Origin of the sequence: Haloferax profundi (assembly GCF_001469865.1) — an archaeon.
GTDB classification, from domain to species: domain Archaea; phylum Halobacteriota; class Halobacteria; order Halobacteriales; family Haloferacaceae; genus Haloferax; species Haloferax profundi.
The window spans coordinates 1-4,613 of record NZ_LOPV01000506.1 but is presented as its reverse complement, the minus strand read 5'-3'; the positions used below and the strand labels follow the sequence as shown (position 1 = coordinate 4,613).

Here is a 4,613-nt window from a genome sequence, read left to right as displayed (position 1 = left end):
CTGGAAACAGCAGTGCAGCCCCTACAAATACGTCGAAGAGCACCGCGACCGAAAGCGTGACTACGAACTCGAGACGCTCGACCAATTCGATGAACTCGCTCGCCATCTCGAGAAACAAGCTGGACTTGAGGCCCCCGAGGTGACTGCGTGATGGGACTCAAGTCTGGTTCACGAGATGCTGGTCTCGACGATAGTGAAGACGATGTCGAGCAATCTGTGGAGCAAGAACAGGATGTTGTTGAATCGGAAACTGAGCCCGCTCCTGAACCTTCGTCAACCGAGACAGAGGATACCGACACGGAGTCCAAGGCTGCATCCGAGAGCGAATCCGAATCGGAATCCCAGCGACCAACAATGGCTTCGATTCCGTACAAGCTCCGCCGTGACAAGGTGAATGAAGGCCGCGAGCAGGTTCCGTATTTCCTTCGCGAGGAGGTCATCGACGGGGAGACCGAACTCCAGGATACGCTCGAGGAACTACTGGATGAGAAGGTCTACAAATCAGACTACAGAGAGGCTGCAATGGTTGTCGCCCAGAGAAACCCCGAACTCATTGCAGAAGTCCTTCGTGAGTGGGGATACGATCTCCGATGACTCGTTGAGAGCCCCGTAGACGGTGTGACTCTCTGCTTGATCAGGTAGCAAAGGTCCCGCTGATTTCACCATTGTATACGGTTGAATCTGTGTGGAAAAGCCCCGCTACTAACCCCTGAACGAGGCTGAGGATATACCCAGCCCTTACGACGAATACGGGAATATCGTTGACATTTTTGGCCAAACAACTTTGCTGTGGCATCGTGTGGACACTAAATGGAGACAGACTGTGTCACATCGGTCTCCACAATCCCCCCTATGACGAGTGATTCGACGGCGCTTGGCCGATGTCCTGATTGCGGCGAAGAGATTGAGGCATACCAGTCGATAATTGAGTTCGAGGATGGCGATGGGACAACTGGCGTGTTCGCAGAGTGCTATTCATGCGATGAAGTCGTCCGCCCCGAGTAACGAAACTTGGTCGTCGATAGTACAATCAGAACTCTACGTTCGGAGGGATGTCTTTTGACTTCCTGACACCTTTCCGAATAATTGGCATTACATCACCTGACCCGTCATCGAATTCTAAGAGATGTTTGACCCGAATCCACCGTGCGAGCCCTAGATCTTCAAATTGTGACATCAGTACTGGACTGAACATTGGTGGTTGGTATCCGTCTCCATTGGGCGAAAAATCGACAACAGTCATCGACGATGCGTCAATGCTGAGGATTCCATTTGATTCGTTCAGATGAACCATCACGAGTGCTTCGTCAAACCCATCGGTTGCTGGGTCTATTTTGTCGATATTGCAGTTTTGACAGCGTACCGCATCTGGATGCCATTCAGAGGGCGGACTAAATATCCGCTCAATATTTGGCAAATCTGCGACCCGGATAACGTCGTACTGAACTGGCTGGCCAATTTTGACCTCGGTACCGCAGTAATCACATACGTGCGCCTCTGCGACGTGTTCGCCGTGGATATTGCTCCTCAGTTGAATAATATCCAGTTCCGATGGGGTATCTGCCATCTTGGTCGTGACTTCGATTGGCGTTCTATAGGTCTCTACCGTTGTGGGCCTCAAAATGTCGCTTCTCTTTGAGACGGAATTTGACTTCTCGGAGTTCTCGAATTGACTTCAGAGCTCCAATTTGGGTTCGGCACTCGTCGGTTGCCTCATCAGCTGCTTCTGGCTTTCTGAACTCTCGGGTCAAGCGACGGAACTCAAAGTAGGCCTCTCGCTTCGGACGAAGAGCGCCTAACGCTCGTTTTGGTGTGTGACCATATTGCACGATCAGAGCCATTTTTATCCATTGGAGAACGTTGATGCATACCGGCCGCCGGAGATTTCTGTTCGAGCGGAGTCAGGCGGCCGATCTGGCATTCAGCAGTCGACTCAAACCACAACTAGCGGCTGCGCAATGTGATGAAGAACTCTCGTTTTTATCTTGGCTCCTGTTTCCATAGTAACTATATTGGCACATCCCTCAAAATGAGGGGGGCGAGGTCGTAGGTCACTTGACCTTCCATACCCGCAATCTCAAATTGAAGCTCTGCAGGGTATTCTTCGCCAATTTGAATAGTCAATTCTTGTTTTGCTGGAAAGCATCTGAGTTAACTTTGAGACTTAAAAACCCACGGCGATTTCTTTCACTAAATCATTCAGAAGGCTGGTACTGGTCAACTAGTACGTATCCTCCATCTTGATTCTGAGCCGCAATTGCGATTGGGGAAATTTGTCCATCAGACCCAGTATACTCTTCACTTGGGACAGAGACTGTTTCTTCAACCCCAATAGCACTGAACTGAGTCCCTCTAATGAAGATTAGAGCAGAATCTCCATTACTAAGAGAATTGAGTGTCACATCAACTCCCGAATTAGTTTCTTCCCACGACACATCTGCAGTGATTGGTTGTTGTTGAGTATTATTTCCTGACGAAGCAGACTCAGCCTGTTTTTTTGCTTCTCCAAGCCAATCAGGTTCGGACACTTTGACATTATTGTAATTGTTATAAGAGACAACGCGATTTACTTTCATATTTTCATATCCCATAATATAAGTAGTGTCAACTACTTCAGGAAGGCCCTTTTTCGAAACTTGATACTCATAATTGACTTGAGAAAGACTACCCTGTGCATTTGCCTGAATAGGGTTTTCTTCGCCAACTCCCTCTGAGGAATTCAAGGCGTAGACAAGTGTTTCTTCTTCTAGTTGAACAGAATCAAATTCTACATCTTTCAATGTTTGAGTGAGAACTTGGACAATATATTCTGCTCGGTCTACGTACTCTTTTTCTGTCTTTCGATAGCTTACAGATTCTCCCGACCCCGATTTGATGTACATTGTCCCATCCCCAAGGTATTGTTCTACCGTCCGCTTTTGAGATTCTTGAATAACATGTGTTCGCTTTTGCTCTTGATTTGTTTGGAGAGATACACTGAAACTCTGTGGCTTTGATTCATCTTGTTCAGTACTAGGGTCGTCTTGTCTTTCTTGAGTAACATCAAGAACAATTTCAACAGATGAAGTCTGAAGAAGAGGCGAATCTTCTCCGAAAGCGGCATCAACATCTGTGACCCCCGATTGTTCATGACCAAATGGATACGAAATTTCTTCGGGGTTTACCTTTGTGGTGGTTTCACTTTCTGAGCTACTTGATTCAGAACAACCAGCAAGCCCCATAACTGTCATAGTTCCTGCACTTGCCAAAAATTCCCGTCGGCAGAAAATCATCACGGGATGATATATTTTTAAAGTATTAAAAAACTGTTGAATTGAAATAATTATACCTTTTGTATTTGTCTATTTATTCATAAAACAAATATATGCAAATTCATAATCATAGGTTCTCTGCCATGACTACCACCACCTTCATCAATGTGGATCTGGTCTGCAACAGGCAACAGTGGGTGAGATTCAAAAATGTGGCTCTGTTGAAATCCTATTGCTTCTACAACTTTTTCGCAGGAATAGTTGTTAGGTAAGTGTGAGTGGATTAGCTCAGACGTCGAATCCGTTTCGCCTGAGTGCCTCTGCCAGCTCCCCGTCAGGGTCAGCCGCAAACTCAACCAACGATGACTCAGGCCTTGTTGTCGTATATAATTCAGAGTCAATATTGTCTGGGATTTCGTTCGTGTGCGTCTTATCTACAACTGCAACTGATATTTTTGGTCTCGTGTCCGCGTCTGTTGACTCACTCATTAACTGATTGTGCGAGGAAACGATGTTTGGCTTTTGCCATTCGAGTATCAAATTTTCTCTTGGAGGACGAGTGACCCGTCTTCACCGTATCTTACGAGCCCGATCTGTTGGAGCCATTTAATACCAGACGTGGCTGTCTCCTCACCAACTCTCGATTCGACTGTCCGTTCGGGAACTCCTTCGTACAGGTCGTCATCGTATTCGGTTTCCGCAAGTAGTCGAATACACTGAGCGACCCGTTCACCGTCCACGGTTCGCGAGTGCAAACGTTCGATTTCATCTTGGATGTCGAACGAGTACCCTTGCTCTTTGAGACGGGCGAGTTTGTGTTTCATGGCACCGACGAACTCGTCTCGACCAATAAGCGACAACTGGGTGTGCACCTCTTGGACGATTAACTCCTCATCGATTCCTGCTTGTGCGAGTACAACCATGTCGTCGACGTCATCGTCTCTATTCGCGACCGATTTGAAGAGGAAGATATCGTCGAGTGACACCATCCGGACAGTCAACGGTCCGTCTTCGAAGAGGTGCTGGCTTCGGGCCTCCATGTCGTCACTCAGCATGAGTACACCGGCGACTTGTCTGTGGAAGACGTCGAATCGACGCTTACCGTTCTCGAGGATGAACGCCGCATCAAGTTCGTCATACTCTTGTTCGAGATCTTCTGGCGGTTCATATCCCGCTGCGGTGAGTGCTGCCCAAAGCTGCTTGAGTTCGTACTCTTCTCTAACAATGAGGTCGATGTCTTTTGTCGCGTTCTTGAGCTCTTGGAGTGTAAGAGCGCCTCCCCCAATGAGGTAAACCGTGACCGGCTCGTTGACTAGGTTCGCGAGTTCGTGAAACTGTTCTCGGATCGCCGTGTATTCCAAC

5 protein-coding genes and 1 pseudogene are annotated in these 4,613 nt (G+C 47.8%); 3 read left to right on the top strand and 3 right to left on the bottom strand.

Translation table 11 applies throughout. From position 1 onward, the window contains the following. The 3 genes and pseudogenes from AUR66_RS22845 to AUR66_RS23375 all read left to right on the top strand — a co-directional run. Positions 1–151, top strand: a pseudogene (locus AUR66_RS22845) (ParA family protein); the annotation flags it as partial. Continuing rightward, on the top strand, positions 151–594 hold the full coding sequence (locus AUR66_RS22240) for a hypothetical protein (protein ID WP_058573249.1): 444 nt from the start codon (positions 151–153) through the stop codon (positions 592–594). The pseudogene AUR66_RS22845 and the gene AUR66_RS22240, both read left to right, overlap by 1 nt. Positions 595–852: 258 nt before the next feature. Continuing rightward, positions 853–1,005 carry a DUF7837 family putative zinc-binding protein gene (locus AUR66_RS23375; RefSeq protein ID WP_439331326.1) on the top strand — a complete coding sequence of 51 codons (153 nt, stop codon included), beginning with the start codon at positions 853–855 and terminating at the stop codon, positions 1,003–1,005. Between the two features lie 25 nt (positions 1,006–1,030). Here AUR66_RS23375 and AUR66_RS16075 read toward each other — a convergent pair whose 3' ends face one another. The 3 genes from AUR66_RS16075 to AUR66_RS23170 all read right to left on the bottom strand — a co-directional run bounded on the left by AUR66_RS16075 (position 1,031) and on the right by AUR66_RS23170 (position 4,612). Continuing rightward, a complete protein-coding gene (locus AUR66_RS16075; RefSeq protein WP_058573248.1) occupies positions 1,031–1,567 on the bottom strand; it encodes a hypothetical protein in 537 nt (178 codons plus the stop codon). 628 nt (positions 1,568–2,195) lie between these two features. Continuing rightward, complete coding sequence (locus AUR66_RS21410) at positions 2,196–3,275, bottom strand: hypothetical protein (protein ID WP_197409829.1); 1,080 nt, start codon at positions 3,273–3,275, stop codon at positions 2,196–2,198. A gap of 512 nt (positions 3,276–3,787) precedes the next feature. Beyond that, positions 3,788–4,612, bottom strand: a complete 825-nt coding sequence (locus AUR66_RS23170; RefSeq protein WP_058573246.1) for a DUF6036 family nucleotidyltransferase — start codon at positions 4,610–4,612, stop codon at positions 3,788–3,790. Position 4,613 lies beyond the last annotated feature (1 nt).

Excerpts from the sequence above, each read along its gene's own strand:
- AUR66_RS22240 (WP_058573249.1), top strand. The coding sequence starts at position 151 with ATGGGACTCAAGTCTGGTTCACGAGATGCTGGTCTCGACGATAGTGAA.
- AUR66_RS23375 (WP_439331326.1), top strand. The coding sequence starts at position 853 with ATGACGAGTGATTCGACGGCGCTTGGCCGATGTCCTGATTGCGGCGAA.
- AUR66_RS16075 (WP_058573248.1), bottom strand. The coding sequence starts at position 1,567 with ATGGCAGATACCCCATCGGAACTGGATATTATTCAACTGAGGAGCAAT.